This window comes from Mycobacterium sp. (assembly GCF_035603715.1).
Taxonomy (GTDB): Bacteria; Actinomycetota; Actinomycetes; order Mycobacteriales; family Mycobacteriaceae; genus Mycobacterium.
This window is the reverse complement of sequence record NZ_DATNJW010000434.1, coordinates 1-2,202: the sequence shown is the minus strand read 5'-3', so window position 1 is coordinate 2,202 and position 2,202 is coordinate 1. Positions and strand designations below refer to the sequence as shown.

At 68.7% G+C, this 2,202-nt stretch carries 3 protein-coding genes; all 3 read right to left on the bottom strand.

The genetic code is table 11. From position 1 onward, the window contains the following. A partial coding sequence (trpC, locus tag VN856_RS18015) for an indole-3-glycerol phosphate synthase TrpC (RefSeq protein ID WP_325691458.1) occupies window positions 1–729 on the bottom strand: 729 nt, incomplete at its 3' end. 80 nt (window positions 730–809) lie between these two features. Continuing rightward, window positions 810–1,466 carry a TIGR02234 family membrane protein gene (locus VN856_RS18010; RefSeq protein WP_325691456.1) on the bottom strand — a complete coding sequence of 219 codons (657 nt, stop codon included), beginning with the start codon at window positions 1,464–1,466 and terminating at the stop codon, window positions 810–812. Then, window positions 1,459–2,202: chorismate-binding protein (locus tag VN856_RS18005; protein WP_325691454.1), on the bottom strand; the 744-nt coding region annotated here is incomplete at its 5' end. The genes VN856_RS18010 and VN856_RS18005, both read right to left, overlap by 8 nt.

Here is a 2,202-nt window from a genome sequence, read left to right as displayed (position 1 = left end):
TTCGCCGACCAGCACCGCATCGGCGCCTGCTCCGGCGTAGGCCAGCAGGTCGGCCCTGCCCCGGACCCCGGACTCTGCGACACGGATCACGTCGGACGGTAGCCCGGGAGCAATGCGCGCGAAGCAGTCTCGATCGACCCTCAGCGTCCTCAAGTCGCGGGCGTTCACACCGATGACCCGGGCTCCGGCCTGCAACGCCCGGTCGGCTTCCTCTTCGGTGTGCACCTCGACAAGTGCTGTCATGCCCAGCGATTCGGTGCGCTCCAGCATCGACTCCAGCGCCGGCTGGTCGAGCGCCGCGACGATCAGCAACAGCATGTCCGCGCCGTGCGCGCGGGCCTCGTGAATCTGGTAGGGCCCCACCACAAAGTCTTTGCGCAGTACCGGTATTGACACAGCCGCACGCACCGCGTCCAGATCGTCGAGACTGCCGTGAAAGCGGCGCTCTTCGGTCAGCACGCTGATGATCCGCGCACCGCCGTCCTGGTACTCGCACGCCAACGCGGCCGGATCGGAGATCGACGCGAGCTCTCCGGCCGACGGGCTGGCTCGCTTGACCTCGGCGATAACTCCGATGCCGGGCTCGCGCAACGCTGCCAACACATCACGTGGCGCCGGCACAGCTTCGGCCGCCGCCTTGATCTCGGCCATGCTCACGACAGCTTCACGAGTGGCAACGTCGGCACGGACTCCCTCGATAATGGAGTCGAGCACGCTTGCCGAACTCATGCCTTCGGTTCCTCTCCCCGGGCGCCGCGAAACTGTCGTCGGCGTCCTTCGAAGGGTAGCGAGCGCCGGCACACGGTTCGTCACCGACCCTCGGTGTCAGGTTCAGCCGGTGGATTGTCGTTGGGCGGCGACGACTCGGTCGGGTCGCGGCCGTCGTCCAGCTCGTCCCAGATCATCCGCTCCGACATGGGTCCGTCATCGTGCGTTGCCGCCGACCGACGGGCGCCGGGCGTCAGGTATTTGGTGGCGCTGCCGCGGGCCGACGGCGCCGCACGCATCAACAGCACCGCGCCGGTCAGCGTGCAAACGGCGGTCACCAGGGTGATCACCGGGCCCGGGTAATACCGCTTGCTGCCAACCAGCTCAACCAGCGGCACCCGCGCGAGTTCGGCCGCCCGCACCGCGACATCGGGGATCTCCAGCGTGCTGACCGCCAGGTAACCCGCCGCCAGGCTGGCGAGGGCCACCAGCACCGCGAGCACCCGCAACGCCCAACCCCGCACCGCGAGCGCGGCGACGGCGGTAGCCAGCAGCACCAGGGCCAGTGGGAGCAGGGCCGCCGACCAGGCCGCACCCGACAGCGTGGTCAGCTTCGGCGGACTCAGCCCGTCGAAGGTGCGCAGGTCGACCCAGGTCAGGCGCGAGGCCGCCCATAGCCCGACGGCCGAGGCCACCAGCAGGACCTGCGCGATCCGGATGGTCAGCCGGCCTGCCGCGGCGGGCGGGGCATCAGCCATCCCGGTCGGTATCCGGGGCGGTCAGCGTCTCTGCGGCGGCGATCGCGCTGAGCACCGCGCGTGCCTTGTTCGTCGCCTCGGTGTACTCGTAGGGCCCATTGGAGTCGGCCACCACACCGCCACCGGCCTGCACGTAGGCGGTGCCGTCGCGCAACAGCGCGGTGCGGATCGCGATCGCGAAATCGGCGTTCCCGGCGAAATCGAGGTAGCCGATCACGCCGCCGTAAAGGCCGCGGCGGGTCTTCTCCACTTCTTCGATCAATTCCATGGCCCGCACTTTCGGGGCTCCGGACAAGGTGCCGGCCGGAAAGCAGGCCGTCACGGCATCCAGGGCCGTGCGCCCCTCCGCGAGCATCCCGGTGACGGTGGAGACCAGATGCATGACGTGGCTGTACCGCTCGATGTGGCTGTAGTCCTCGACCCGAACGCTGCCGGGCACGCACACTCGGCCCAGGTCGTTGCGGCCCAGGTCGACCAGCATCAGGTGTTCGGCGCGCTCCTTCTCGTCGGCCAGCAGCTCCTTCCCCAGCAGCTGATCCTCTTCATCGGTGTCACCGCGCCATCTGGTTCCGGCGATCGGGTGCGTCGTCGCACAGCGGTCCTGCACCGTCACGAGCGCTTCAGGGCTGGAACCGGCGATCGAAAATGCCGTTCCCCCTTCATCATTCGGAACGTGGAGGAGATACATGTACGGGCTGGGGTTGGACACCCGCAGCATTCGGTACACGTCGATCGC